Genomic DNA, 24603 nt, shown 5'->3' on the forward strand with positions numbered 1-24603 from the left:
CCGCTATGTATTTCGCTTTCATTTTGCTATCCACTTCTTAAATTTAAATTCCACGCACCCAATGGACGGTTCCCGGTAGTAATGTATTTCCGCTTTTTTCTTTTGGCCGTTTTCGTCGACAACGTAGGTCGTCGCCCGGCCTTTTTCCCAGTCGCCGCTTTTGCCGCCGTAGGTTTTCAAAAGCCGCGGCTCGTCGCGAATGGGCTTTTTGGCGCCTTTGCCAAAAAGTGTCTTTATGCCTCTTACAGTTGCGCCGGGGGCGATTTTAAAAGCCTCGCCGTTTTCGCCGCGCACTTCTTTCAGGGTCTTCAGCGCTTTTATTATAGCATTTTTGCCCGCGCCGGGCAAGGGCGCCGCCTGGCTTTGCGCCTTTATTTTTTCTCCTGTCTTGCCTTGCGGCTCGCCGTTTTTTATGGGCACGTGCGCGCCGTTGACGGTTATCCACTTTGTATCGTCCCCGGCGGCGTCAAGCGCGACGCCTTCGGCGTCTGGATTGCCGCCCTGTTCTTTTGCCGGGGCAAACCCCTGGCCGGCCGCGCTTTGCCCTTCGCCGCCCGGCAGGGCCTCGCCTTCTTCCGGCGGCGCCTCTTCCGGCACGCCCGGCATGTCGTAGGGGTCAATCCCGCCGTAGCCGCTTTCCGGGTCGTCTATCAGGCTTTGCCTTACTTCTTCCGGCGACAGCACGCCCATTTCTATGTACATGTTGTCGGTTTCCGCCTTGGCCTTTTGCGTGGCCGCGATTGAGGACTTGGCTTCTTCGTTGAGCGGGACGAAGTGGAAGGTGAGTGCATCGTCCAGTTTGCCGCTGCGGTTCAGGCACAGGATTTTCAGTATTTTTTCCAGCGGCCGCCGGAGAAGTTTTTCCTGCGTCGCGAGTATGTGCTCATGGTGGTTGCGCATGTCGTTTTCCCCGGTGGCGTTGAAGCCCGCCGGCGATATGCCCCACATCTTGGTTACTGGTTCCTTGAAGTAGGCGGCGACCATTTCCATCGACTGGCGCACTATGTCGGTAACGCCCGACAGGGGGGTGGCTATGTTCACGACGTCTTCGGATTCGTTGTCGATGGTTTCCACGCCGTCGTTCGTGCGGTTTTGCACCATGTGCCGTATGCGCCGGTTGAGCATTTCGCCCGCGCCGCCGGAAAGTATTTCGTCAAGGTTCGTTTTCAGCACGGTAAGGCTGAACTTGGTCAAGAGCCGCGCCTCGGCTTCCCGGCATTCGGCGAAGTGCTCGGCCGCGTCCAGCACGGTTTGGGCAAGCGGCATGCCGAAAAAGTTGTAGGCGGGCTTTAAAAGGGACGGCAGCTCGTTCATGGCAAAGTACAGGAAGCGGCTTTCGTGTATGGGGACGCCTTGGACGTACCAGGACGAGGGGCTGTAGTAGTCGGATGCGCAGGGGTTGGCGGAATTGTATTCCCCTGGGCTTATGTTGTAGGGGTCGACGAGGGCAAGGTTTTTCAGCGAATTTCGCGGGAAGGTCTTTTCGTCCAAAACAAGTGGGTTTATGAGGTCTTTTTGTTCGTTTCCCGTGTCGACGAAGACGAGGCAGCCGCCGAAGTAGCCGCAGGACGCTACGGCGCGGCGCAGAAGGTCTTTTACGTGGTAGCGCCGCAAGTCTTCTTCCATGTCCGGCAGGCCGTTTCCGTCTTCGTCCGTTTCCCCTTGCGCGGACAGCTCTATCCATTTGCTTACGCAGTCTTCGGCGAGCATTTCCACGCCGGCGCGGATGAGCCCGTCCTGCGCGAGGGCAAGCAGCCGCCCGTAGCCCAAAAAACAAGGGAACGCGCCCGGCGCGCCCAAGGGGAAGTCCCGGCGCAGCATTTCCAGCGCCGGGGCAAGGGCTTCGTCTTGCGCGAGGGCGATTTTCTTGTCCGGCCGCCCCAACGTGGCCGGTTTTTTATAAAACTCCGCGCTTGTGCATGGGCTGCCATATGCGGGGGACATGGAAAGCGGCTTCCTGCGCAAAAAAATCACCTCAATGCGTTTTGGCTGATGTTCATGGCCGGCCGGCGGGAAAGGGCGGCAAACGCCCCGGCCGCCGCGTCCACTTGGTCGTCGTGCGCCCCTTCGGGGAACGCTTCGAGTTCGGCAAAAAACAGGCCGTTCCAGGGCGCGGCGACTACCAGCACGTTGCCCGCCTGCCATTGGGCGGCAAAAGGCTCGGCGCGGGTCACTTTGTCGCCGCTTTCGCGGACGGACGCGGCCGGATACCCGGCCAGCATTTTGACAATGCTTTGCGCCTGGTCTTTGCCGGCCTGCCCGGGGTCTTGCGGGATTATTGTCTTGACGCGCCCGTAGGCCGCCTTGTCGCTGGCCGCCGCGCTCTTGATAAGGTTCCTGACTTCGGACGCGCTGGCGGTTGCCCTTTGCACGTCGGCAATTATTGTTCTTCGGTCGGCAAGCTGCCCCATCAGCACGGAAGCGGTGGCGTCCGGGCTGGGGTTGCCTTCGCTCGGCTCGGTGGCCGCCAAGTCCCAGCGGCGCACCCATGACCTGACCTGCGATTTGGGGACGTCCGGCACGACCTCGGCTTGCGAGCGCTTGAAGTACAGGCCGGCGGACGGCTTTATCTTCCAGTTGCCGAGCAGCAGGCGTTCGCGCTCTACCTGCCCCAAGGCTTTCAAGTTGGACAGATATTCGGGGTTGGCGTCCATAAGCGCTTTGTTGTCGTATACGGACGAGGCGATGAAGGTGGCGGACTTTATCTCGTACTCTTTCAGCCCGTATTTTTGCATGAGTTCCGCCCGGCTGCCCGCCCAAACGATTTCGTCGCTTGCGCGGCAAAAGTACCGCATGGCCCCGCTGCGCTCGGGCATGGCGTAGCCGGTGGCGGGGTCCCACCACCAGGAAATGAAGCCGGCCACCCAACTGTCGGCGTCCGGGTTGCAGGTCGCCCTTATGTAGGGCTTTACCCCGCAGGTGGAGCGGTTGCGCCCCATAAGGTAAAAAAATTGCTTTTTGGTGAAGTGCGTCAATTCATCAAAACACAGCAAAGGTATCTGCGCCCCCTGCCAGCTGTAGGCGTCCTTGTCGTATTGGAGGCTGGAGAAGGACACCCTCGCGCCGGAAGGGAAGGTGAAGGAGTGGACGGGGGTAATGCGGGGCTCGGCCTTGCCCATGTAAAGTTCCTGGGCGGTGTCCCAAAGCCCGCCCTCGGCAGTTATCTGGTTGGCCGTGCGGCGAAAAATGACCGCGCCGAAGCCTTTGTTTCCGGCGTGGTAAAAAGGCTCCATCAAAAGCGCGTAGGTCTTGCCGCCGCCGGCCGCCCCGCCGTAGATGGCGATGTCGGCGCCCGACGCCAAAAATTGTTCTTGCGGGCCTTTTTGCGGGCTTATCGCGGGCATTCGTCGAAGCTCCCCTTTTGCGGCAGGTAGATGTGCGTGGTTTCGGTTTCGAGCGACACCGGGCCGCCGTCCTTGCCGGTGATTTCGTGCTGCGCCCTGTCGCGCCATTTGTCGGGCTTTCGGTTTTTCAGCCAGAATATCATGGCCGCTGTGTCGCCGCCTGCGGCCTTTTGATAAAGCGCGTTTTCTATCTGCCGGTCGGCGACGTCCTTGCCCTGTTTTAGGGCGTCCGAAATGTCCGAACAATGTTTTTTCCACTCGCTTAAAGTGCTGCGCGATATGCCCATGTTCCCGGCAATGTCCTTGTCGGCCAGGCCGTCCCTTGCCCAGCCCCGGAGCAGGGCAAGCCCCTCCGCCGTCAGCCAATATGCGCACTTTTTCGCCGCCATTGTTACTACCCCAATAAAAAACCGCCCGAAAGCCAGGCGGTTGGTATATCTCTCGCATTTTATATTGTATCACAGAAAAATGTGAACTAAATGCGGAAGTTTGTTGTTGCAAAAAACGGGGTTAAAGATTATAATAAAAGCAGAAGGGGCGTTGCCGATGAACGGCTGCCCTTAATAAAAAAGAAGTGTAAAAGTAACACCGCTAAGTTTGGGGCTTGGGCGGTGTTACTTTTTTATTGCAAGGATATATCCCGTAGCAACAATCACAAGAACTATCGCCAAGATTGTATCCATAGGCAACACCCCCTTTCGAGGGGAGTAGCAACCGTCCACCGTTATCGCAACGCCTTGATTTCATTATATCACAGTTATGTGGCCGCGGCAGGGATTTTCACTTGGCGCAAAGCCTCGCCGTGCAATTCCCATACATACCGACGGCTATACCCCATTTCCTCGGCTATGTCGCCCCAAGCCCAAAGGTCTATATAACGCCTTTTCAAAATCTCGTTGAGCTTGGGGTCTTCCACCGTGTCAATGGCAAGCACAACTTCTTTTTTGAGCCGCAAGAGCTTGGCGACGCGCCGGTCTATAATCTCCGAAAGGTCGGCGGCCTTCGCGACAAAGTGGCTCACCCGGTCGCCTTGGGAGGACGCGCCGAAGTCCTTGCGCAAGACGTTCGGCGAGCCTTCGGCCAAGCGCCGCCAAGCGTCGCGGCGCTCAACTTCCGCCCGTATGGACCTGTCCAGCCAATAATACTGCCTCAAAAACTCCTTGGTTTTCAAATCGCCTTTCCCCTTTCAGGAATCCCCTCCGCCAAATCTGGCTTGCCCCGGCCTTTTTGGCCGGCTACCAGTCAATGATTTCGTCCACTATCGCCCTTTGTTCCGTGGCCGTTTTTCGCAGGTATATGCGGGTAGTTTCAAGTTCCTCATGCCCCATTAAATCCGCGAGGAAAACAATGTCGTTGTGCCGCAAAAGAAACTGCTTGGCAAACAGGTGCCTAAAGGAATGGGGGTGCATGACTTCTTTGTCAATGCCGTATTTTTGCCCGATGGTCTTGATTATGCCAGCAATCCCCCTAGTGCTCATCGGTTTGCCGTAGCCTTTGCCCCGTTTTATGCGACTGTTGCGGAAAACATGCCCGCTCTCCACCCCCATGGCGGCAAGTATGGGGAGCGCGGTTTCCTGTGTGCTTCGCGGTATGTAAACCCTGCGGTACTTCTTCCCCTTGCCGTAAAAATCGACATGCCCGGCCCGTATATGCTCCGCCTTAAACTTGACGATTTCGCTGACCCTCGCCCCGGTCGCGCCCAAAAGCGAGATAAGCAACAGGCTGCGGAGGTCTCCGTCCTCGCGCAGCTTTTTCTTTAAAAATTCGTAGTCGGCAAAGCTGATCACGTTTTCAAGGAACGGCTTTTGCTGTTCCCTAACCCCGGACAGCTTGAAATCTTTTTCCCCCATGAATTTCATGTAGCGGTTGAGCCCCACGACGCGCAGGTTTATGCTTCGGGGCTTCAGCGTGTCAACGAGGCCTTCCTTGTAGGCGTAAGCCGTCTCCTCCGTCAACAGGTCGTAGCGCGAGTAAAACAACTTTACCGCTTGGCAGTAGCTTTCAATGGACGACCCTTGGCGCCCGAGCGTTTTCAAATGCGCCCGGAAGTCATTTATCTTGTTTGGATATTGCATTTTGCGGCTCCCCTTCCCACGGCTCGCGTAATATTTTTTTTATTTTGTCCAAGCTCGCGTTCATGTCGCCGACAATCCGGGCTTGCTCGCCCTGGATAAAGTCAATCAATTCGAGCGGCGATTGGATTGCGTTCATTTTGGCGGACAGCTCCGCTTCGCGCCGCTTTTGGCTCTCGGTCTTTTTCATCGTCTCACCGCCTTGACAAAACGCGTCCTTATGCTCGTGCCGGATGCTTTGAACGCACCGGCAGGAAAATCAAGCGTTTCCACAGCGTTTGTTTCAACCCAGTCCCGGAAGGACGCCGACAGGGAATCCTGGCAGAAAAAAGGGGACGGGCTGCATACCGCGCAGAGTATCCCCCCAGGCTTTAGCAACTCCCACGCGCGCAGAATATGTTTTATGTCCTGTTTTTTCATAAAAGGCGGGTTCATGACCACACGGTCATACAATCGCGGCGCCAGCCATTGTAAAAAATCCATGCCGGCGTATGAGTAGTCGCAATCGCGCAGGAAAATATTCTTGCTGATGTCAAGCTCGACCGCCGTAACGCTACGGGGCTTATATTTTTTTATCTCGCTCAATAGTCCCCCCTCGCCGGCAGAGGGTTCCAGTACGTCGCAATCCGGGTTTATGTCCGCTTTGCGGCAAACAATGGCGGCTATTTCTGGCGGGGTAGGAAAGAACTGAAATATTTTTTTAGTGTCTTCAATTTTCCCAGTCAAAAGCGCGGTGTCTATCCGCTCCGCCGGATCGTCGGCGAACACATGCCCCTTTTTGCTTCGGTTCCACTTCCCCCCGAGCAACTCGAGGGCTTTGTTTACGGAAAGATACAGCTTTCTTTCAAGCTGTCCTTCCGGCAAAAACAGCGCGTTGCCATCAATTTTAGAGTTAACAAGAATATCGGCGACTTCCGGCGTCAAATTCATTTTTCTTATTCCCTCAATCCTTTGTTTTTTCGCAAAATGCCTGAAAACTTCCCGCGTTGCAGCAGGTGCTATAAAATATGTCACGTGAGCTTTTCAATCTGCCCTTTCATGGTTTCGCCTCCAAATTTTTCACTCAAAAAGCGTAGGCATTGGCTCGCCCTTTGCCTTCCGCGCTTTGCTCGTCCACCACTCATACATCTCCTCGCCGCTGAAAAAATTGGACTTTTTGCCTTTTTTGGCATTCTCCTTGCCCAGCGCCACGCGCCTTTCCCATGCGGCAATGCAAGCCTGCCGGTACATCTCGGCGTACTGCGGCCAGCGCTCGGCGTCGCGCTTTGCGCCTTTCGGGCCGGCCATGGGACACATGATGCAGCCTATGCGCTTGAAACCTTCGTCGTACAGCTTGCAGTAAGGCAAGGCGTGCTTTCGGATATACTCCCAAACTTCCCTGTCCGACCAGTCGATGATGGGGTGGACAAAGGATTTTGTGCTGTCCTTCATGCACGTTTCAACCATTTGCCGCTTGTTTCGCCTCGCGCTTTCCTGCCAGCGAATGCCCGTAACCGTTACCCTGCCCGCCCCGCCTGTCTCTTTCAGCTCCCCGCAGCAGTAGCGCGCTTGTTTAAGCGGCGGCACGAGTGCTTTTATAATCAACGCCCTCATGCTGGTTTGCGGCGCATGGCGCTCCACGTCCGGGTGGAACTGACGCACGTACCGCATAAGCTCCGGCGGGTCTACCGTCGTGACGCTGAAGTGGATGTCGTGCTTGACGCCGCTTCGCCGCACCAAATCCTTGACGACTATGCTGTCCTTGCCGCCGGAGAAAGCCACGTAGTACCCTTCTTCCGGGCAAAACGCCTGCAGCCGCTTGATTGCCGTTGCCTCTTTGTCTTCAAGTCCCCAAAGCGTATGTTCTTGCAGCATTTTCGCCTCCTCATTCCGGTTCGGAATCCAAATCCACAACTTCCACGTCCACGCGGGGGGCGGCTGCGTACCGCTTTTGGCAAAACTCGTCTGTAACTTGGCTGTCGTCGCGCCAGACGATGCCGTTCAGGGCGTCCTTTACGCCCTTTGCGTAGTTGTCGAGGTCGGGCTTTGTCGTCGGCCGGATTTTGCCGGCAAGCGCAAGGGCGGTTTTTTTCTTGCCCCAGCTTTTGGGGACTTGCCTGTAAACAAGCACGCAAAGGGACACCGGCCCGGCAAAAAGCTCCGGGGGCTTGTGGGCGGCCGCCACCAGCCGGACAAGGAACTTGAAGTCCCGCGACTTTTGCGGGTCGTAGGCAACGGCCGCCTTGCCAGCCCGCGCGAAGCGCGGCCTGCCCTGCGCCACCGGCTCGCCCGGCACCGTGAAGCGCACTATCATGCCCCTGCCCCCCTTTCGGCGGCTTGCGGCTCGCCCATGCGCCCGGCGACGCTTTTTGATAGTTCCGCGACGTTCCCATTGGCCGGCGGTTGCAGCGTTGGCAGCAAAAAATCCCGGTAAAAATCGGTGTTTTTCGCCTCCGGGCCGCAATTTCTTGCCAAGTCCGCAAGGGGGGCGCGTTTTGTTTCCGGCGCCGGCAGGCGCGGGCGCCTCGACTCGTTCTCCTGTTCGACGATTTCGACAAACTCCACCATCTCCGCCGGCTTTGGCCAAAACTTGAGGGCTTTCGCCGCGCGCCTCGCCGCCTCGTCAAAAACGTGGGGCGCGGTAGCCCGAAACATCTTCGCCCACTCATGTTCCAGCCAGGCGTCGTCTTTCGGCGTCTTCGTCGGCGGGGCAAACCCCATCGCCCTAAACCCAACGAACGCCCTTGCCACATGCTTAGCCATCAAGTCCAACATCGACAACCACATCCTCGTCCGGCGGCAAAATGCCCGCCCTAATTTTCCGTTGCCGGTCGCGCTCGAGTTCCAGCTCCTGCTTGGGCGGCGCCCTTCTGCCGCCCCCGACGGGGGCGCGGGCGTCCCAAGGCGCTTCGCCCCCCGCTTTGCGCCATTTCAAAAGCGTGGATTCCAAGTATTTTATGCTGGTCGCCCCGGCCCGCAAAAACTCCCCCGTGGCCTTTTCCAGCCAAGCCGGCGGGTAGTCCCCGCCCAAGTCAACCAAGCTGTCCCGCCAGTACATGTTGGGGATGGGGTATCTTTGGGCGAAGTAGGCGGCAAAGTCAAACGGCTTTTCGGGAAATGCGTCAACCTCCCCGGGGGGTTCGGGTTCACTCGCGCGCGCGCGCGCATCCACCACCACGTCTTTTAAACTTAACTTATCTTTACTTATCTTTACTTTACTTATCGGCGTTTCTGTCGCGTTTTGGGGCGGGTTTTCTCCGGGGTTTTCCGCACGGAAAACCCCGTCGCCCAAATCGTCTTTTCCCTTGCCGCTGCGCCAGTTTTCCCTTTTTTCCAAAAGGACTTTTTGCCGTTTTTTTATTCCGGCCGAAGTCAATATTTTTTTGGATTCCCACGAAATCCGATCAAAAAGCCGCAAGATTATGGCAAAATCCAAGATTTTTTTGAATTTATTTTTTGAAATTCCGACTTTTTTCACTATGGAATTTTCTATTTCCGGGATGGACAGATCCAGTTCCGCGTTGTCGGTTTTGTAAATCCGTTCCAAAAGTATGAAATAAAAAGCGTAGCCGTCGTTGCCGAAATTGGCCCTTAGCGCGTCGATTTTCTCGTCGCCCGCGGCGTCCGTGTCATGTTTGAAATAGTCCATGCCTTCTTTGAGCGGCCTTGCCATCTCGCGCCTCCACAATCAGCTTTGTTGCCCTGCCCTGCCCTGCCCTTTGCATGCTTCCCAAGCAATGAAATCTTTTGCGCCGCGCGCTCCGTCTCGGCTTCCCCGCTTGCGCGGGCGGTCCCGTTTCAGTCCGCGCCCGTTTCATTTGGTGGCCAATGCTCAATCGCAATGCCGTAGTCCCGGCAGACGGCGCGCTCGATCCGGCAGCCGCGGGCCCCTTCCCAGCCGGGCATGAATATCGCGACCTCAGCCTGCGCCAGAAGCTCAATGGACTTGGCAAGGCAAAGCACGGACATGCGCCCTTCGCCGGCAAAATCAGGGGACGCGGGGAACGCGCTGTCAAGGACAGTCCGCCCTTGGCTTCTATTTCGGCGACAAGCGCCGCCCGCTCCGCCTTTATTTGCCCCATGGCCTTGCCCCTCATGGGTTGGGAAATGAAAAATTTTGTCATGGCGTTTGCCCCTTTCCCCCTCTGAGCCCTTCCTCTGTCCTTGTCCCCTCCAGCGTCGCCGGGTCCATGCTGTAGGCCAGGTTGCACGGCAGCTTTTTAAGGCCGCTTATGTTCATGGCCCACGGTTTCCCTTTTCCCCGCGCCGGGCGCGGCTTCCGGCCTTCGCCCCCGCTGCCTTCCACTATGCGGCAGGCCGACAGGTCGCGCTTTATCTGTATAAAGTACCTTTTGCCGGGGTCAAGGTTCACGTTGTTTATCGACGCTTTGCCAAGCCTTGGCCATATCCTCACCATCGGCCGGCCGCTTACGTTCCTGCATTCGTTATATTCCTTGCCGTAGCTGTCCCACGGCACGTACAGCTTTCTTGCCGCTTCCGGCGAGGGCTTCGCCGGGGTTTCCTCAAGGATGTCGCCGGCAAATTCTTCCAATATCCTCGGCCTCTGCCTTGTCGCTTTTAGCATGTCCATCGCCCCTTCTTTTCTTTTGGTTGCGCCCCCCTTGTCCCCATCCGCGGCTCCAAGTTCCGCCGGGCTTCTTCCGGCGCGAAACCGCCCAGCTTGCAATGCCCGGCTTTCCACCAGGCGCAGGAAAGGCAGGTCTTTTTGAGCGGCGCCCTGCCTTCCGGCGGCGCGTACCGGGGGCAGGTTGCGGCAAGGCGTATGTCGTGCGGCTCTTTTTTCGTCGCCATCGCTTAGTGCAAAGCCCCCGCCGCTTCTTCGTCCTCGTCCGCTTCCGGCGGGAAAAGGCTTGCTTGCAGCCGCTCGCCCTGTATGTAAAGCTCCGCCTCGTGGCAGACTGCGTTCATTTTCGTTTCAAGCGCGCTGCCGATTGGGGCTTCCGTAAGCGGCGTGTTGAGGTTGAGCGGCGCGTCCGAATTGTAAAGCTCCATTTGCGCCGTGATGACAACTTTTGTGCCGCCTTCCCCGCGCTTTATTGTCAGCCCGGACACTTTGATTCGCGCCGCGTAATCGCCCGGCAGTTCGCAGATCTCCGCCGTATCCTCCGCCAACGCTTGCAGCGCGGCCAAAAAGGGCGGCGCCGGAGGCTCGGGGCACTTCAGCGTCAACCAAGCCAAAGCGGCTGACTCGCCCTTTCTTGGAAGTCTTGGAATGAAGTCGGCGTACTCTATGTAAACGCCCTCTTTGTTGTGCTTAACTTTGCTTATGGTTATCATGTTTTTCCCCTTTCTTTCACGCCACGAAAGCCGGCTTGCCGGGCTTACTGCCCAAACAGCGGCGCGTCCCCTTTCCCGTCCGCCGCGTTTTCCTCCCCGTCCAACATCTCGCCGGTTTCCATGTCCACCGCCGGCGGTTCCGCTTCGGGCTCGCCGGCCAACAAATTCAAGTCGTCCTCGCTTGCGACCCGCACGACCTTTTCGTCGGATGCGGCCGCCGCCATGAACTCCGTGTTGAGCGGCGCGTATTTCAACGCCTTTTTTATGACCGTTTTCTTCGCCATCTCGTCAAAAAGGTCCGGGTCCGCCCACGGCGTCTTTTTGCCCATCTTGACCGGGAAGCTGAACCTTTCGCTGTGGTTTTTTACGTCTTCGACGCTCATCACCTCGAAACCGTACCCGCCGTTTTTCAGGCGGAAAACCGCATAATAGCAACGGGGCTTTCCCCTGTCCGCCTCCGCCGGCACGTGCCTGAGGATCGGCTCAAGCCCAAGCTCGTATTCAAAAACGTCGTTCTCGTACACGCAATGCGCCTGCACCGACTGCATTTCCCCGCCCCGGTACGCCAGAGCCAGCAGCCCTTTGTATCCCACTTGGAATTGGCACTCGACAATCTTTTTCGCGCCGTTCCTGAAAGGGATAAGGTACGCCTGCCCCAATGGAGTGTTGGGCTCCAACCCGAGCTGCGCCGCCTGCATGAGCGCCCCCAGGAAACTTTTCGGCTCGCACTCCATGAGCTGCGGCGTGGACGACAGGGCCGTGAGCGCTATCCGCGCGAACCGTTCCGGCGTTATGACTTTGGGCAGCGCCTTCGCTATCTGCGGCAGCATCCTTTCCACCAAGTCCTTCAAGGTCTGCTTCTTTGCCTCGCCCTGCCCGGCGGCCGCCGCCCGTTCGATTGTCCCTTGCTGGTTCACCTTGCTTGCCATTTCAGCCCATCTCCTTGACAGTAAATTTCCTGTAGCTCGTTTCTTTCAAAAATTCCCGGTACACGTCGGGCCGCCCGTCCTTCAGGCGCTTTTCGTCGACGCCCTTGCGGGAGGCGTTTTTCCACTCCACCACGTACCCTTGCGCCACGCCCGTCTCGCCCTCTTTCAATTCGGCCTTCAAAACGTTCTCCAGCCGCGCCTTTTCCGCCTCAAGCCCTTTGATGTCCGCCTTTACGTCCAGCAGCCGCCTTATCTCCTTTTCCTTCGCGCAAAGGTTGACGGCCGCGCCGGGGCTTGAATTGGGGTAGAGCTTGCTTAGGGCTTCGCCCGCGCGCGGCGTGCCGTCCGGCTCCGGCGGGACGCCTTTGAGCACGTGGTTTTCCCAAAAGGCCGCCTCCGCATTTAAAAGGGCGGCGGCGTCCGCTTCGTGCCAGTCCATTTCAAGGACATGGAAGCCCTTGTTTAGCACCAGGACTGCCAAGTACCACTTGGGGAAGCCGGTGACGAGCATGTAGTGCAGGCATTGCGCGTAATACTGCGGCGGCACGTCCCCGCCCTCGAAGTCCGTCCTGTTGTAGACGCTGGTGGTCTTGCATTCAAGGCCCGCCCGCTCGCCGACTACCAGCCTGTCCACGTTGGCGATCAAAAAATCGCGCTCCGGGTGCGCCAGCACGTAGTTTTCCCGGCGCACTTTTTTGCCCGTGCTCTCCATGAAGCGCCGGGCAACGTAGCCCTCGAAGTCCCGCCCCTGCCGCATGGCTTCCGTGTCTTCCTTTTCCGGCAGCAGCCCCATCTTGTCGCAATACACTTGAAAAGGCGAAACGTACGGGTTGAGCCCGACGATGGCCGCCGCGTCCGAGCCGCCGATCCCGCGCCGCCTCGATTCCAGCCAGGCGGGGCGCGAAATGGCGCCCGTTTTTGCCAGGCGTAGCGCGCCCATGCTCATCTTTCAAACGCCTCCTCGAACTTGCCGCCCAAAAAGTCGGCCAAGTCTTCCTTTGACAGCTTGTTGAAGCAATCCATGCACAGGTACGACGTCGCCGCGTGGAAACGGCTGTCCCGCAATATCCGGTCGCCTTCGTATATTTCCTTTTCGCAAACTTCGCAGCGCCCCGCCAGCCCCAAGGCCAGCGCCAAATTGCCGTTGGCTACGTCCATTCCGCCGCCCCTCCCCTTTCTTCAAGCAAAAGCCCGTAAAGCGCAAGCATGTCTCCAATGTCGACTACTTCCCGAGCCCACTTGCGCCCCGGCGAGTTGTTCAAGTCCGCGTCGCACAAATGGGCGATGAACTTTTCGGCCGCGTCCATGCTGTCCCGCCTCCTTTTTGAAAACTTGTTTGTTGTGCCATCGTTTTGCGCTCCTTTTTTTTCGTTCGCGGCTTCGATTTTTGCCAATGCCCGTTTTTCCCAATAGTTGCGGCGGTGTTGCGCTGTCTTTTCCTTGTTGGCCGCTCGCCATGCCCTGAAATATTCTTTGCGCTCAATTGCAGCTAATTCCTCAACAGTAAAGTCTTTCATTGGATCGCCTCGTCGGGAACACGGGCGACCCGCGCCTGCCGCCGCCTTCATAGCCTTTCGCGAGGGTGCTTGCCATCCACCCCGCGCACCTGATCCGGGTCGTGCTTCAGCTCCCATTCCAGCTTCAGCCAGGGCGCAAGCTCGATGAACTGCGCCATTTCCCGGCTGTCTTCGTAAAGCCGGTCATATTCCGCGTTCGTCCTCTCCAACAGGGCGTTCGCCTTGGCAAGCGCCGCCTCCATCGCCTCCACTTCCCGCGCCTTGCCGTGCCAGGCCGCGAGGGCGATCATGAGTGCAATCAGCAGCAGGATGATTGCGCGCCCGTCCTGCCGCAGGGCTTTGGGCGCGACCCTCGTGCGCCAATTGAGGCGCGGGGCGCTGCGGACTTCGCCGTTTGCCGCTTTCATCTGCCGCCGCCCTTTCCGGGCGCGCCGCTTTGCGCGGGATCCCTTGTCCCTTCCAGCGACCCGGCGGGGAACTCGAACTCAAGGTCGCGCGGCAGGGACGAAAAGGCGGCCGACCTGATCCGCCTCTGCGGGCCGAACGCCCTCCCCTCGCTGCCATGTGCTTCCACTATGCGGCAGGCCGACAGGTCGCCCCTGATTTCGACGTAGTAGCGGCGGCCGTTCACGAGCGGCAAGTTGAAGAAAACGGCGCAGCCCTTCGCGGGGAATATGCGGCAAAGCCGGCGGCCGGCGGCGTGCTTGGCGAGCGCCTTGCCGCCCTCCTTGCCGTAGGCTTCCCAGCGCGCGCCAGGGCCGGGCGGCTCGGCGCCCTCCGTTTTTGGCCGGCTCCGCGGCAGGCCGGTCTCGTCGGTCACCCCGGACAGGAAGGCGCCCACCTCGCCGTCGGCGCGCGCCGCCCGGCGCGGGGGCTTTATGTTATCGTTCATTGCGCTTGCCCCCTTTTGCCTTTCCAATGCCCCTTGCAGTTTTTCCCGTTCCATGCTATACTCTCCTTAGCTCAAATGTTTTCTTTGGCCGCCGCCTGCTCGCTACAGGCGGCGTTCGCTTTTTGCGCGCCCAGGAACCCGACGATCGCCCCCGCCACGTCCAGCAGTTCCTTCACGTGGCCGGCGGCGGACTTCGCCGCGCGCCCGCAAGCCCCGTCCATGAGCCCCGCCAGCGCGGCCGGCAGGTCGCTCGCTTCCCGGCAAACGCCTATGATGGCCGCGTCCTCGCTTTCCGGCATTTTCGGGGCTTTGAAAACGTCCCGGAAAACAAGGTTGCTTTCCGCCAAATGCCGCACTTTCAGCCCCGGCGCGCGGTACAGCCGCGCCATTGCCAGCGCCATGCCGTCGGGCGGCGTTTGCCCCGTTTCGTAGTAAGCCAAGAGCCTTTCGCTCACCGACAGCCTCGCGGCCGCCGCGACCCGCGTCAGACCTGCACGCTCCCTGCAGCTTCGGTAAATGTTTTCGCGCCGTTTCTGCATGTCCTTTCCCTCCTTTCTTGATATGCTTTGCCCAAGAGCCGCGCCACGCGTTCTTTCGCGCTGCCCCCTTTGGGCGCGGCGTTCCGGCGCCCCTTTTCTTCCTGCAGGCGGGCCGATTCCAAGTGCTTATTGCGAATGGCCGCCAACGCATCCTCCTTTGAAAAGCAGTACCGCCGGCCGCTGCGCTCGTTGGGGATTTCGCCTTCCGCCAGCATCCTTTTGACCATGCGCAACGGGTAGCCGGTGTCCTCGGCGAACTGTCGGGCGTTCACAAACATGGTGGGCCTCCTTTCATACGGCCTTCTCGTCCAGAAGCTCCGACACCGACACGTGGAGCGCGGCGGCGAGCTTCTCTAACGTGGCCAAGGTCGGGGATTTTACCCCGTTTTCCAAAAGGGCGATGTAAGTGGCCGAAAGCCCGGACACCTCGGCCAACCGGGATTTTGTCATGCATCTGCTTTCGCGAAGGGCTTCAAGCCTTCGCAAAGTCCCTTGTCTCACGGTTCATCACCTCTTTTAGTTTTATTATAAACTATAGTCAATAAATTGTCAACTATAGTCCATGTACTATTAAAAAAATATATTGTAAAATTAAACTATAGTTGCGGGGCAAAGGCGTTGTTATGGAAATCGCTTCAAAACTCAAAGAACTTCGGGAAAAACAGCATATTTCCAAATACAAACTTGCGGAGATAACGGAACTTTCGCCCACCTACATTTACAAGCTGGAAGCCGGCAAGAGCCAGCCAACGATTGATACGCTGGAACGGATTTTAAAGGGCTTGAACTCTTCCTTGGTAGATTTTTTGCTTAGCTTTTCTTCCGCCGATGGATTGCCGGAGCTTTCCCCCGACGAAAGGAAGCTGCTGGACGCTTACAAGTCCCTTGCCCCCGACAAGAAGCCTGTCGCCATTGCCGCCGTCGCGGCCATGAAGGGATAGCGTTTCATGCCGGCTTTCGCAACTCGTTCGCAATTAGCATTAAGATAAGGCCATTCTTTGTAACTCCCAATTTTCGCACATGCTCCGTTAGCTGTTTGTTTGTATCGGCGGGAATTCTTACCGAAACAAGTTCCTTATAATTTTGTTACTTTTATCGGCGGAGTTTTAATTAATGGCAACTGACAAAAGACAATTCACTTTAAGAGTGCAGGACGACACTTTTAAAAAAATCAGTTACATAGCCCAGCATGAACATCGGTCAATTGCCATGCAGATTGAGCATATTCTTCTGGATTTCATCGCCGAATTTGAGAAGCGGCATGGGGACATAAAATTTTGAAATGCTCGCCGCGATTTGACTGCGCCTGGAGTGTTCTCCGGCTGCCTGCTTGGCCTTAAAGGCGGGCCACGAGAGGAAGCGCCGGGCGCTCACAGGGCGCTTGCCCCCGGCAAGAAGCCCGCCTTGCTCAATTTGGCGAAAACGATTAGCAACTGAATGAGGACTTTGCAATGGAAACCGTCGCAGTGCTCGAAATAATAAAATTGGCTCTTCTATTTCTGAACAACTACGGGATTGCGGCATTATCATTAGCGGTACTCGTGTTTTTTGCATATATTTATGGATACAAGCACTCAAAATTAGCTGAACTTAATAAATATTATTTGGATAAAATTACGAACTTGACTGAAAAGCTCGAAACTACGCGCAATTCTTATGACCGAGTTGTTGATGAACTTGATGCCGAAAAGCAACACACGGCTTTTTTCAAGGTTTTTGTAAGTCAAAGACTTGCGGAATATTTGGCAGATCAAGGAAACAAGCAACGAGAAGCAAAAATCCAATCAGAAACACAAGAATAATAGTCGCGAAAAAATAACACACCATAAGATTTACCGTATATTTTAAATCCGACATTTTTTCTTCTCTGTTTGAAAGTTTAACTGCAAAAAACAGAAGCAGAAAATTAGCGGAAATTTTCAAAATGCTTTCCATTGAGTTTCTCCGTACAGAATTTTATTGAGGTGCGTTTAATGTTCAAAGTGGCACAAATACTTGACGAGTTTTCAATCATAATAAATGCCGGCTTTACGCAAGGCATTGAAAAAGGAGACGTTTTTCAGGTCTATGCCCCCGGCACATCTGTAAAAAGCCCTGATGGTCTTAGCTCCATCCAATGGGATAACGTAAAGGCGGAAGTAGTAGCTGTAGAAGTACAGGAACGCCTTGCCATGTGCAAGAACCGAGATACTTATTGCAAAAGGAAAATAGATGCTACAGAAGCATTGGAAACATTAAAAGAACCTTTGGCGGTAATTCTGGGGCTTCTATCGCCGGAATTTTCGCATCGGCCTTTAAAAATTGACCCTTCCCAAGCCACGCCTATAGAATTTTCTGACAAGACTATACGAGTTGGCGACAATGTGAGAAAAATTGTTAACCCAATAGAAGACGCTAAAAAGAAACATCAACTCGGGAAAATAGCTATGGGCGATTAATTGCTTCGCAGACAGCCATCTTTTCGGCCACGTCAATGACTTTTGCCAATCGCACGAACTGGCGCACGGTTCCCAAAAAATTTTTCGCAACCGGGTCAAAATCAAGTTCGGGGAAATCAAGGACTTCAAGCAACTCCCCAGGCACAAGTTTTTTATCCTTCCCTGCGTCGATCACGAACGTCCTGCTGTTTAGCTTGCGTATTATCTTATGTGGTTCGCCCATTTTTTACGCCCCCCGACTGTTGCAGCAGCCAGTCAATACTTGGCGCGCCGAGCAGCGTTTTGAGCTTTTCCCATACTTTTATGCTGCCTCTGGACGTGCCCGACTCTAAGCCTTGATATTGCCGTTCCGTTATGCCCACAATCTCCGCTATTCCTTTTTGCGTATATTCTGCTTTACTGCGGGCATTGACTAAATTTTCCCTTTTCATTGACTATCTCCCCTTGGCGTACACGAAAATAGTTTTCATATTATTTGCATTATACACGAAAATAATTTACGTGTAAATAGTTTTTGGAAAATTTTTTAGAGGTGTCGTTGTGGCAACTTTCGGCGAAAGATTGAAACAGTTACGGGCGGAAAAAAAGCTTACACAAAAATCCTTTGCTGCCACAATGAAGATAACCGAGCGCGCGTATCAAAATTATGAAATAGGCGCATCTACCCCACATTACGAAGTATTGATGTTTCTCGCGGACTACTTCGGCGTGTCACTCGACTACCTCGTCGGCCGGAGCGACGACCCGGAAATGAGGTGAACGCAATGACAGAAGTCGAAAAAATTAAATTCCTGAAAAAGATACAGGCAAAGAAACAACTGTCGCGCTTGCAGATAGGGGAAATGTTCGGCGACAATAGCGCCCGTATTATACAATGCCTCATCGGAAACGGCCTCATTAAGTTCCTTTCGGAGCCTTCTTATAAAAGCGGCTGCTTAATTGAGCAAGAAAGCGACCTGTTCGCCATTTCCAATAGAGGGATAGACGCCATAGCCGACTACAAAGAACGCCTTGCCCCGATAAAATATGCCAAATGGAACAATTTCAGAAGTTGGATGACAATTGTAATTTCGCTTATTGCCTTGGCTAAATCTTATGAACAAGAAATTATTTTGCTATTTCGTGAAGCAAAACAATTAATGAAATGACAATTGCAATGCAGTTGAGGATATCGCACTTTTTATATTCTTGGATTAACTTTTTGTTCCGCTCCTTATCTTCGCCAGTCATTTCTCACCCATCCCCCGCCCGCGCCTCGCCGAAAAGCTCCTCGACCGAAACGCCGAACAGCTTTGCCAGCTTGCGCCATACGTCTATGCTGCCATTTGAGCTTCCGGCTTCTAAAGTGCGATAGTGTCTTTCTGTTATGCGCATCAATGTAGCCATATTCTTTTGGGTATATCCGGCAGATTTACGAGCGCTTATCAGGTTTTCCCTGCGCATTGGTTTCATACTTCTTTAATCCCCCTTGCGCAATCGGATATTATATATCCTGTTATATTTTATAATACCGGATATTATATATCCTGTCAATGAAAATTATAAAAATTTTTTTGGGTGTGAAATGTCGGTGTTTTCCGAGCGATTGAGGCTTTTAAGAAGTGAAAAGAAATCACTACAAAGAGAGATGGCAGAAATCTTAAAAGTTACAGAACGCCATTATCGGCTTTGTGAAGCTGGCAAGGTTGACATGCCAACATCTAAGCTCATCGCCCTGGCGGACTACTTCGGCGTGTCGCTCGACTACCTCGTCGGCCGGAGCGACGACCCGGAAATGAGGTGAACCCCCTCGCCCCCCCGCCTCGCCGAAAAGCTCCTCGACCGTCGCGCCGAAAACTTCCGCCAGGCGGATTGCTACGTTGGCCGGGGGGACGCGCGCGCCGCTTTCATAGTAGCAATAACTCCGCAACGCAATCCCAACCTTGGACGAAACATCTTGTCGGCGCAATCCGGCCTTTGCCCGTAAATCTTTTAAACTTCCCTGCATTTGCTTGCCCCGCCTTTACATGCCGCTTTGTGCGTGTTTGGGTATATGTTAACATGCCGCTTTGTGCATGTCAATGATTATTTTAAATTTCCTGGTGTGAAATGGCAAATCTTTCCGAAAGGCTATTGCAATTGAAAAAAGAACGCGGCTTGTTGCAGAAAAACATTGCGAACGGCCTTGGGCTTGCTTTGCGCACCTACCAATATTACGAATCCGGGGAACGCAAGCCCGATAGCGGCGCCATCGTTGCCATGTGCCGCTACTTCGGCGTTTCCGCCGACTACCTTTTGGGGCTGAAGGACGAGCCGGAAAGAAGGTAGCGTTGGGGCAGGAAATATTGCAATGTTATCTTGAAAGGGGGTTGCCCGCATGGGAAACAAATTATCAAAAATAGCCCGGCAAGCTGCGGCCGTGCGCGCCGATGCCAACTTGCGCCACTTCCCAAGCCCCAAAGACATCGAAACAGTCAATGAAAACGCAAAATCCATGTGGCCAGCGCAACTGGCAACCATTGAACCAGAAAGGGACGACGATACATGGCGTTCAAGCGCGGCGAGATCTATTACGTCAACTTTCCATATACCTTCGACGTAAACTATCCCAAAGGCAAGAAAAAATTCGTTGCGGTGCTTCAAGAGGGAGCCATTTTCAACGAGTACGACGCGGTTACCGTTCTGCTCATAACGTCCGACGAAGAAAGCAAGGACTTTGAAACAAATGTGACAATAGAAGCGGGAACTACCAAGCTGTCAAAAGATTCCTATGTTATATGCGCCCAACCGTATACCATACTGAAATCGCTTTTCAAGGCAAACGATGTCTGGTGTGCGGGGCAACTTTCCAAAGAAAAACTTGACGAAGTCGACGCCAAGCTATACATAGGTTTGTGCATGGGGCTGCAGGACGAAGGCAATTAGCTGTCAAGGGCCGCTGCCCCCGCCCGCAGCAGCTCCGAGTGCGGCTTGCCGAACAGGGCTTCCAGCTTGCACAAAATTTCGTAGGAAGGCTTGCGCTTGCCCGTTTCGATGTTGGAATAAGCAGCTTTCGTTATGCCGATTTTTCTGGCAACGAACTCTTGCGTCCATATTTTTCTTTTTCGTTCCCTTGCTAACTCTTTCATCTGTCACAATCCTTTATTTTCTTAACGACAACTTATATTATAATTTTAGTTTTCATTAAGACAACCGTCAAGGGGTTTTATGAAAAAATTTATTTTTGATTGCAATTTGTTTGCCGAGAGGTTAAAGACGCTAAGAATAAAAAACCAATTGACTTTGGAGCAATTGGGGATTGACTTCGGTTCCTCAAAAGGGACTTTTGCGAATCTCGAAAGCATGAAAAGAAAACCGAGCTTTGAAGTGCTTATCGCTCTTGCGAACTATTTCAATGTGTCCCTTGATTACCTCGTCGGCCGTTCCGACGAGCCTTTCACGCCGGCTTGCGATTTGGAGCGGGAAATAAAAAAACGCTACGGCGACGCCGCAGCGGAAATGTTGCACTTGTTTGCAAAGCTAAGCAATGACTCAAAACACCGCGCCATCGGAAGGTTGCAAGAGGCTATGGACGCAGCCGAAAAAAATTTCGCCGCAACTCCGCCCGGCAAGGACGCGAAAAAGACAGGGTAATGTCGCGACCATTTGCGAGTTTCCGCTTGATGGATTGAATTAAGCAATATGGCAAAGGGCGTGGCCGCATGGGATTTGAGGGCGCAGTAAAAGAAGAAAACGATAAAATCCTTGTTGCTTCACCAATGCAAGCAAATGCAAAACAATTAAGCATGTTTTCGCAAAAACTTCTTTTGCATCCTGACCTTGTTTGAGGTAAAATTTTTATGGGAATTGCTGATATATTACAATCATTGCTTGCCGAGAAAAAAACGAATATTAACGAGTTTGCAAAAAAAGCAGAAATTAAATCCAGCACTTTATATAGCATAGACTTCAAAACGAAAGAACGGCAAACGCAGTTGACGCTGTTTTGAATAATAAATAAGGAATATAAAGAAAAATGCTTGCAGAGAAAAAATTCATTACCATTCCAGACGGGAAAATTTGCGACTATATTGATGGCAAATTTCGCAATGATACCCCGGAAGAATATGTTCGGCAGACTATTGAGAAACGTCTTATTAAAGAACATAAATATTTGCCGTCCCAAATCAAAATTGAACACCCGCTAAAATTGGGTTCGCGAAAACCAAGAGCCGATGTTGTTCTTTTTGACAAATCGTGCGCCAATTATGAGCAGGAAAATATCCGTATCATAATTGAGTGCAAAAAAGAAACCGTGGACATCCGTCATGCCAAGGAAGGCATTCGTCAACTAAAGTCCTATATGTCAGCTTGCGCGAATTGTGAATGGGGCATGTGGACAAACGGCAAGCAAAAAGAGGTTTTAAGAAAATTCATAAACGATCAAGGCCAAATTGATTACATGGATTATAATGACATTCCATCGGCTGATGGAAGCCTTGACGACATAGACAGGCCAAAGCGGAACACGCTTAAAAACGCATCCGGGCATAACCTTTTGTTTGTTTTTAAGACCTGTCATGACTATATCTACGCAAACGATGGGCATCAAAAACAACATGCGTTTTTTGAATTTTTAAAGATAATATTTTGCAAAATTGAAGATGAACGGAATATCCCTGCGCCACTTGAATTTTATGCGACTTCAAAAGAGCGGAGGAGCTTGGACGGGCAACTTACGGTAACAAAGCGCATCGCAAAAATTTTTGCCGCCGTTAAGAAAAAATACAGAAAAATTTTTGAAGCCAACGAAGAAATTTTACTTAGTCCGCGTAGCTTGGCCTACATAACCAGCGAATTGCAAAAGTACAGCCTGCTTAATACAAATGTTGACATCAAGGGCAAAGCCTACGAAGAAATAGTGGGGTCTAACCTTCGTGGGAATAGAGGGGAATTCTTCACACCGCGCAACATAGTGAAAATGGTTGTTGAAATGATCAATCCCAAACTTAATGAACGGGTGTTGGATAGTTCGTGTGGAACAGGCGGGTTTCTTGTAAGCGCTATGGCGCATGTAATTGCTGAACTTGAAGCGCAATTTTCCAAAAGTATTGACAAATCGCGAAATGAATGGAACGATTATGAAAAAAAGAACTTTCTGGATAGGGTTTCGGAAATTGCCAGCCGCAATTTCTTCGGGTTTGACATTAGCCCTGAACTTGTGAAAGCCGCAAAAATGAATATGGTTATGAACAATGACGGCAGCGGCAATATTTTGCAGACTAATTCTTTGTTGATGCCGCATGAATGGGCAGATGACTTCAAACAAAAACTGTCTGATGCGCTCGGCATTGATAAGTCGAACATCCGCAATCAAAATACTATCGGTTTTTTTGACGTTATTGTTACAAACCCGCCGTTCGGGAGCAAAATACCGATTAAAGACGAAAACATTTTAAAACAATTTGACCTTGCGCATATTTGGGAAGATAAAGGCAAAACAGGCAATTGGGTCATGACGAAGCGTTTTCAATCAAAAGTTCCTCCTGAAATACTATTTATTGAGCGTTGCGTACAACTACTAAAGCCGGGAGGCAGGTTAGGGATCGTGTTGCCTGATTCTATTCTCGGGGCGCCCGGTCTCGGTTATATTCGGGAATGGCTAATCCGCAACACAATAATAATTGCCAGCCTTGATCTTCACGCAGATACATTTCAACCTCATAATGGTACGCAGACATCTATTCTGCTTTTAAAAAAGAAAACAAAAGAACAAATGGACGAAGAAGAAAAAACTGGCAATATGGCTGATTACAACATTTTTATGGCAATGGTGGAAAAAATAGGCCATGACAAACGCGGCAATCCCGTGTTTAAGCGCGACAAGTATGGCAACGAGATATTGGTTCCCGAAACTGGTGAAGTTCTTGTTTTAGGCAATACTGCCGATGGCAATAGAACTGTGTCCACGCAACAAAAAACAAAACTTGAAGATGACCAAACGCCGGAAATACCAAAAATCTTCAGGAAGTGGATGAGCACGGAAGGCATCGCATGGTAGACACGCTGACTGCAAAAAAATCTTTGCCGGAAATTCATTTTACTGAACTGCCGGAAGATGATATTAAGTGGTGTGCCGTTTCGCTCGCCGATATATTCAAGGCTAAAAAACGCCTTGAAGCCTCCGTGTTTGAGATTGGCGGCAGACACGCCAGAGAAATAATCGCAAATTGCAAATATGGCACCCTACCTTTGTCCGAAATAATAATACGAGCGTATTATCCAGGGCGCTTTAAACGCATTTATAGCGATTCAGTAAACGGAGTACCATTTTTTCTGCCCTCACAAATGACGGCTATCCGCCCGCATACAGATAAATATATATCGGCCATCACCAAATACGCAATCGATGACCTTCGTTTGATAGCTGGCGATGTTTTGCTTACGCGCTCCGGCACAATCGGCAAAGTAATATTGGTGTCCAAAACGCTTGAAAATGCCGTATATTCTGACGATGTTATTAGGCTAACGCCTAAAGACGGAATGGCCGGCTATTTATATGCTTATCTGCGTTCAGAAGTTGGCAATACAATACTCCAAACTAACCAATATGGCTCTGTAATTAAGCACATTGAACCTGAACACCTCGCTAATATTTTCGCCCCAAACCCGCCTTGGGATATAAAAAGGCGCATAAATGATCTGGTTGTGCGCTCCTTTGCGTTACGCGATGAATCAAACGACTTGATTGATCGTGCAACAACAATGCTTGTTGAGGCGTTGAAGTTGCCGCCAATACAAGAAATAAAGACAAAACAGTTTGGCGATGGCGCAGAAGCCAATAATTTCAGCGTCAGGCTGTCCGATGTCGCTGGCAGGTTGGACGCTTCTTGTCATGCCCCGATTGCAACGGCGATAACCAAACATCTTTACAAACATGCCAACGAAGTAACGACTATTGGCGATAAGCGCGTGAGCAAAAAAATTATCCTGCCCGGACGTTTCAAGCGTATATATGTAGACGAAGGACAAGGCCGGGTATTCATTGGCGGTAAACAAATCCACGAACTTGACCCATTAAATAAAAAATATCTTTCGCTTGCGCTGCATGGCACAAGAATCAAAGATCAATTAGAATTGCATGAAAATATGACATTAATAACGTGTAGCGGTACCATTGGCAAAATTGCGCTTGTTCCAAAACATTGGGAAAACTGGGCGGCAAGTCAACATATTATTAGAGTAGTTCCTGCCGATGAAAATATTGCTGGATTTATTGCCGTTTTTTTATCTTCCGATTATGCCCATCCGCTGATAACACGCTATATTTACGGGAGCGTTGTGGATGAAATTGACGCGAACCATGTAGCGCAAATTCCTTTTCCGATACTTAAAGACGACACTACACAAGCCAAGATTAACCGCCTTGCCCTTGAAGCAAACCAACTGCGTTATGAAGCGTATGAGTTAGAACAAAAAGCATTGCAAATAATGAACGATGAAGTGATTTTTGCGAAATAGTCGGATACTCTTTTGAAGTGCGACAAGAAGATATCAACATGAAGAATATTATAAGGGCTTTTTAACATTAGTTATTTTTTTATTTTTAACAAGTATCAATTCTCTTTGTTTTGCAA

Annotated in this window: 41 protein-coding genes and 1 pseudogene; 13 read left to right on the top strand and 29 right to left on the bottom strand. The window is 52.7% G+C overall.

Features of this window, described 5'->3' with window-relative positions; genetic code table 11:
* Window positions 1-18: 18 nt before the first annotated feature.
* The 24 genes from LBO03_04290 to LBO03_04405 all read right to left on the bottom strand — a co-directional run bounded on the left by LBO03_04290 (window position 19) and on the right by LBO03_04405 (window position 15071).
* Window positions 19-1944 (bottom strand): DUF1073 domain-containing protein, encoded by a 1926-nt coding sequence (locus LBO03_04290; protein ID MDR3348811.1) that lies wholly within the window; start codon window positions 1942-1944, stop codon window positions 19-21.
* A 26-nt stretch (window positions 1945-1970) separates the two neighbouring features.
* Entirely contained in the window at window positions 1971-3344 is a 1374-nt protein-coding gene (gene terL, locus LBO03_04295; GenBank protein ID MDR3348812.1) for a phage terminase large subunit, read from the bottom strand.
* Window positions 3332-3733, bottom strand: coding sequence for a DNA-packaging protein (locus tag LBO03_04300; protein MDR3348813.1), 402 nt, complete (start codon window positions 3731-3733; stop codon window positions 3332-3334). The genes terL and LBO03_04300 overlap by 13 nt, the downstream gene beginning before the upstream one ends.
* A gap of 368 nt (window positions 3734-4101) precedes the next feature.
* Window positions 4102-4515 carry a DUF1492 domain-containing protein gene (locus tag LBO03_04305; protein ID MDR3348814.1) on the bottom strand — a complete coding sequence of 138 codons (414 nt, stop codon included), beginning with the start codon at window positions 4513-4515 and terminating at the stop codon, window positions 4102-4104.
* 64 nt (window positions 4516-4579) lie between these two features.
* The gene (locus tag LBO03_04310) at window positions 4580-5419 is read right to left on the bottom strand and encodes a tyrosine-type recombinase/integrase (protein MDR3348815.1); all 840 of its coding nucleotides are present in this window, start codon (window positions 5417-5419) and stop codon (window positions 4580-4582) included.
* Complete coding sequence (locus LBO03_04315; GenBank protein MDR3348816.1) at window positions 5394-5606, bottom strand: hypothetical protein; 213 nt, start codon at window positions 5604-5606, stop codon at window positions 5394-5396. Before LBO03_04315 ends, LBO03_04310 begins: the two co-directional genes overlap by 26 nt.
* Window positions 5603-6346 carry a class I SAM-dependent methyltransferase gene (locus tag LBO03_04320; protein ID MDR3348817.1) on the bottom strand — a complete coding sequence of 248 codons (744 nt, stop codon included), beginning with the start codon at window positions 6344-6346 and terminating at the stop codon, window positions 5603-5605. Before LBO03_04320 ends, LBO03_04315 begins: the two co-directional genes overlap by 4 nt.
* A gap of 129 nt (window positions 6347-6475) precedes the next feature.
* Window positions 6476-7270 (bottom strand): phosphoadenosine phosphosulfate reductase family protein, encoded by a 795-nt coding sequence (locus tag LBO03_04325; GenBank protein MDR3348818.1) that lies wholly within the window; start codon window positions 7268-7270, stop codon window positions 6476-6478.
* A gap of 10 nt (window positions 7271-7280) precedes the next feature.
* On the bottom strand, window positions 7281-7709 hold the full coding sequence (locus LBO03_04330; protein MDR3348819.1) for a RusA family crossover junction endodeoxyribonuclease: 429 nt from the start codon (window positions 7707-7709) through the stop codon (window positions 7281-7283).
* A complete protein-coding gene (locus tag LBO03_04335) occupies window positions 7706-8170 on the bottom strand; it encodes a hypothetical protein (GenBank protein MDR3348820.1) in 465 nt (154 codons plus the stop codon). The genes LBO03_04330 and LBO03_04335 overlap by 4 nt, the downstream gene beginning before the upstream one ends.
* The gene (locus LBO03_04340; GenBank protein MDR3348821.1) at window positions 8151-9068 is read right to left on the bottom strand and encodes a DUF4373 domain-containing protein; all 918 of its coding nucleotides are present in this window, start codon (window positions 9066-9068) and stop codon (window positions 8151-8153) included. Before LBO03_04340 ends, LBO03_04335 begins: the two co-directional genes overlap by 20 nt.
* Window positions 9069-9193: 125 nt before the next feature.
* Entirely contained in the window at window positions 9194-9364 is a 171-nt protein-coding gene (locus LBO03_04345; GenBank protein MDR3348822.1) for a hypothetical protein, read from the bottom strand.
* Between the two features lie 151 nt (window positions 9365-9515).
* Window positions 9516-9980 carry a hypothetical protein gene (locus LBO03_04350; GenBank protein MDR3348823.1) on the bottom strand — a complete coding sequence of 155 codons (465 nt, stop codon included), beginning with the start codon at window positions 9978-9980 and terminating at the stop codon, window positions 9516-9518.
* Window positions 9974-10207 carry a hypothetical protein gene (locus tag LBO03_04355; GenBank protein ID MDR3348824.1) on the bottom strand — a complete coding sequence of 78 codons (234 nt, stop codon included), beginning with the start codon at window positions 10205-10207 and terminating at the stop codon, window positions 9974-9976. The genes LBO03_04350 and LBO03_04355 overlap by 7 nt, the downstream gene beginning before the upstream one ends.
* 3 nt (window positions 10208-10210) lie before the next feature.
* On the bottom strand, window positions 10211-10693 hold the full coding sequence (locus LBO03_04360) for a hypothetical protein (protein MDR3348825.1): 483 nt from the start codon (window positions 10691-10693) through the stop codon (window positions 10211-10213).
* Between the two features lie 44 nt (window positions 10694-10737).
* Complete coding sequence (locus tag LBO03_04365) at window positions 10738-11622, bottom strand: recombinase RecT (GenBank protein ID MDR3348826.1); 885 nt, start codon at window positions 11620-11622, stop codon at window positions 10738-10740.
* Window position 11623: 1 nt separating this feature from the next.
* Window positions 11624-12568 carry a YqaJ viral recombinase family protein gene (locus LBO03_04370; protein ID MDR3348827.1) on the bottom strand — a complete coding sequence of 315 codons (945 nt, stop codon included), beginning with the start codon at window positions 12566-12568 and terminating at the stop codon, window positions 11624-11626.
* Window positions 12565-12780, bottom strand: coding sequence for a hypothetical protein (locus LBO03_04375; protein ID MDR3348828.1), 216 nt, complete (start codon window positions 12778-12780; stop codon window positions 12565-12567). The genes LBO03_04370 and LBO03_04375 overlap by 4 nt, the downstream gene beginning before the upstream one ends.
* Window positions 12771-13139: a hypothetical protein gene (locus LBO03_04380; protein ID MDR3348829.1), complete on the bottom strand. Its 369-nt coding sequence runs from the start codon at window positions 13137-13139 to the stop codon at window positions 12771-12773. The genes LBO03_04375 and LBO03_04380 overlap by 10 nt, the downstream gene beginning before the upstream one ends.
* 47 nt (window positions 13140-13186) lie before the next feature.
* A complete protein-coding gene (locus LBO03_04385) occupies window positions 13187-13546 on the bottom strand; it encodes a hypothetical protein (protein ID MDR3348830.1) in 360 nt (119 codons plus the stop codon).
* Complete coding sequence (locus LBO03_04390) at window positions 13543-14085, bottom strand: hypothetical protein (protein MDR3348831.1); 543 nt, start codon at window positions 14083-14085, stop codon at window positions 13543-13545. The genes LBO03_04385 and LBO03_04390 overlap by 4 nt, the downstream gene beginning before the upstream one ends.
* 17 nt (window positions 14086-14102) lie before the next feature.
* Complete coding sequence (locus LBO03_04395; protein ID MDR3348832.1) at window positions 14103-14570, bottom strand: helix-turn-helix domain-containing protein; 468 nt, start codon at window positions 14568-14570, stop codon at window positions 14103-14105.
* Window positions 14516-14848, bottom strand: coding sequence for a hypothetical protein (locus tag LBO03_04400; GenBank protein ID MDR3348833.1), 333 nt, complete (start codon window positions 14846-14848; stop codon window positions 14516-14518). Before LBO03_04400 ends, LBO03_04395 begins: the two co-directional genes overlap by 55 nt.
* A 13-nt stretch (window positions 14849-14861) precedes the next feature.
* On the bottom strand, window positions 14862-15071 hold the full coding sequence (locus tag LBO03_04405; protein ID MDR3348834.1) for a helix-turn-helix domain-containing protein: 210 nt from the start codon (window positions 15069-15071) through the stop codon (window positions 14862-14864).
* Window positions 15072-15193: 122 nt separating this feature from the next.
* Between LBO03_04405 and LBO03_04410 the strand changes: the two genes are divergently transcribed.
* The 4 genes from LBO03_04410 to LBO03_04425 all read left to right on the top strand — a co-directional run bounded on the left by LBO03_04410 (window position 15194) and on the right by LBO03_04425 (window position 17008).
* On the top strand, window positions 15194-15511 hold the full coding sequence (locus LBO03_04410; protein MDR3348835.1) for a helix-turn-helix domain-containing protein: 318 nt from the start codon (window positions 15194-15196) through the stop codon (window positions 15509-15511).
* 172 nt (window positions 15512-15683) lie between these two features.
* Window positions 15684-15851: a hypothetical protein gene (locus LBO03_04415; GenBank protein MDR3348836.1), complete on the top strand. Its 168-nt coding sequence runs from the start codon at window positions 15684-15686 to the stop codon at window positions 15849-15851.
* Window positions 15852-16021: 170 nt separating this feature from the next.
* Window positions 16022-16372, top strand: coding sequence for a hypothetical protein (locus tag LBO03_04420; GenBank protein MDR3348837.1), 351 nt, complete (start codon window positions 16022-16024; stop codon window positions 16370-16372).
* Between the two features lie 171 nt (window positions 16373-16543).
* Complete coding sequence (locus tag LBO03_04425; GenBank protein MDR3348838.1) at window positions 16544-17008, top strand: hypothetical protein; 465 nt, start codon at window positions 16544-16546, stop codon at window positions 17006-17008.
* On the opposite strand, the gene LBO03_04430 is transcribed toward LBO03_04425, so the two are convergent.
* The gene (locus LBO03_04430; protein MDR3348839.1) at window positions 16995-17231 is read right to left on the bottom strand and encodes a hypothetical protein; all 237 of its coding nucleotides are present in this window, start codon (window positions 17229-17231) and stop codon (window positions 16995-16997) included. The genes LBO03_04425 and LBO03_04430 overlap by 14 nt on opposite strands.
* Window positions 17215-17439: a helix-turn-helix domain-containing protein gene (locus LBO03_04435; protein ID MDR3348840.1), complete on the bottom strand. Its 225-nt coding sequence runs from the start codon at window positions 17437-17439 to the stop codon at window positions 17215-17217. Before LBO03_04435 ends, LBO03_04430 begins: the two co-directional genes overlap by 17 nt.
* Window positions 17440-17548: 109 nt before the next feature.
* On the opposite strand from LBO03_04435, the gene LBO03_04440 reads away from it, so the two are divergent.
* Window positions 17549-17767 carry a helix-turn-helix domain-containing protein gene (locus LBO03_04440; protein MDR3348841.1) on the top strand — a complete coding sequence of 73 codons (219 nt, stop codon included), beginning with the start codon at window positions 17549-17551 and terminating at the stop codon, window positions 17765-17767.
* A 5-nt stretch (window positions 17768-17772) separates the two neighbouring features.
* Window positions 17773-18156: a hypothetical protein gene (locus LBO03_04445; GenBank protein MDR3348842.1), complete on the top strand. Its 384-nt coding sequence runs from the start codon at window positions 17773-17775 to the stop codon at window positions 18154-18156.
* 85 nt (window positions 18157-18241) lie between these two features.
* On the opposite strand, the gene LBO03_04450 is transcribed toward LBO03_04445, so the two are convergent.
* A complete protein-coding gene (locus tag LBO03_04450; protein MDR3348843.1) occupies window positions 18242-18460 on the bottom strand; it encodes a helix-turn-helix domain-containing protein in 219 nt (72 codons plus the stop codon).
* A 112-nt stretch (window positions 18461-18572) separates the two neighbouring features.
* Here LBO03_04450 and LBO03_04455 point away from each other — a divergent pair, with 112 nt between their 5' ends.
* Window positions 18573-18791 (top strand): helix-turn-helix domain-containing protein, encoded by a 219-nt coding sequence (locus tag LBO03_04455; GenBank protein MDR3348844.1) that lies wholly within the window; start codon window positions 18573-18575, stop codon window positions 18789-18791.
* Window positions 18792-18809: 18 nt separating this feature from the next.
* Here the strand turns inward: LBO03_04455 and LBO03_04460 are convergent.
* Window positions 18810-18995 (bottom strand): annotated as a pseudogene (locus LBO03_04460) (helix-turn-helix domain-containing protein).
* A 101-nt stretch (window positions 18996-19096) separates the two neighbouring features.
* On the opposite strand from LBO03_04460, the gene LBO03_04465 reads away from it, so the two are divergent.
* Together LBO03_04465 and LBO03_04470 are read left to right on the top strand one after the other, a co-directional pair.
* Complete coding sequence (locus LBO03_04465) at window positions 19097-19315, top strand: helix-turn-helix domain-containing protein (GenBank protein ID MDR3348845.1); 219 nt, start codon at window positions 19097-19099, stop codon at window positions 19313-19315.
* A gap of 216 nt (window positions 19316-19531) precedes the next feature.
* On the top strand, window positions 19532-19912 hold the full coding sequence (locus tag LBO03_04470; protein MDR3348846.1) for a type II toxin-antitoxin system PemK/MazF family toxin: 381 nt from the start codon (window positions 19532-19534) through the stop codon (window positions 19910-19912).
* Here the strand turns inward: LBO03_04470 and LBO03_04475 are convergent.
* Window positions 19909-20115: a helix-turn-helix domain-containing protein gene (locus tag LBO03_04475; protein MDR3348847.1), complete on the bottom strand. Its 207-nt coding sequence runs from the start codon at window positions 20113-20115 to the stop codon at window positions 19909-19911. The genes LBO03_04470 and LBO03_04475 overlap by 4 nt on opposite strands.
* A gap of 79 nt (window positions 20116-20194) precedes the next feature.
* Between LBO03_04475 and LBO03_04480 the strand changes: the two genes are divergently transcribed.
* From LBO03_04480 to LBO03_04495, 4 genes are all read left to right on the top strand, one after another.
* Complete coding sequence (locus LBO03_04480; protein MDR3348848.1) at window positions 20195-20620, top strand: helix-turn-helix domain-containing protein; 426 nt, start codon at window positions 20195-20197, stop codon at window positions 20618-20620.
* A gap of 206 nt (window positions 20621-20826) precedes the next feature.
* Window positions 20827-20976 (top strand): hypothetical protein, encoded by a 150-nt coding sequence (locus tag LBO03_04485; GenBank protein MDR3348849.1) that lies wholly within the window; start codon window positions 20827-20829, stop codon window positions 20974-20976.
* A 26-nt stretch (window positions 20977-21002) separates the two neighbouring features.
* A complete protein-coding gene (locus LBO03_04490; protein MDR3348850.1) occupies window positions 21003-23027 on the top strand; it encodes an N-6 DNA methylase in 2025 nt (674 codons plus the stop codon).
* Entirely contained in the window at window positions 23021-24487 is a 1467-nt protein-coding gene (locus LBO03_04495; protein MDR3348851.1) for a hypothetical protein, read from the top strand. Before LBO03_04490 ends, LBO03_04495 begins: the two co-directional genes overlap by 7 nt.
* Window positions 24488-24603 lie beyond the last annotated feature (116 nt).

This window comes from Acidaminococcales bacterium, assembly GCA_031290885.1.
Taxonomy (GTDB): domain Bacteria; phylum Bacillota; class Negativicutes; order Acidaminococcales; family JAISLQ01; genus JAISLQ01.